Origin of the sequence: Psychrobacter sp. CAL346-MNA-CIBAN-0220 (assembly GCF_040309805.1) — a bacterium.
Classification (GTDB): domain Bacteria; phylum Pseudomonadota; class Gammaproteobacteria; order Pseudomonadales; family Moraxellaceae; genus Psychrobacter.
The window spans coordinates 1-290 of record NZ_JBEOPF010000093.1 but is presented as its reverse complement, the minus strand read 5'-3'; the positions used below and the strand labels follow the sequence as shown (position 1 = coordinate 290).

The following is a 290-nucleotide window of genomic DNA, read 5'->3' as shown; positions in this document are numbered from 1 at the left end:
ACCATGAAGTACGCGAGCACGGTCGAGCTGTCGAACGGGCCGCCGCCCGTCATCACCGAGATCAGGTCGAAGCTGCGCAGCGCGCCGATCACGGTCAGCACGACGGCCATGAACGTCGCGGGCCGCAGTTGCGGCAGGATCACGTGCCACAGCAGCGTGAAGCCGCGCGCGCCTTCCATTCGCGCCGCCTCGACGATCTCGCCGTTGATGCCGGTCAGCCCGGTCAGGTACAGGATCATGCAGAACGGAATCTGCGGCCACAGCGCGGCCGCGATCACGCCGTAGGTCGC

Annotated in this window: 1 protein-coding gene; it reads right to left on the bottom strand. The window is 67.6% G+C overall.

Features of this window, described 5'->3' with window-relative positions; genetic code table 11:
• The coding region (locus tag AAEY88_RS12835) for a sugar ABC transporter permease (RefSeq protein WP_350563002.1) at positions 1-290 on the bottom strand (290 nt) is incomplete at both ends.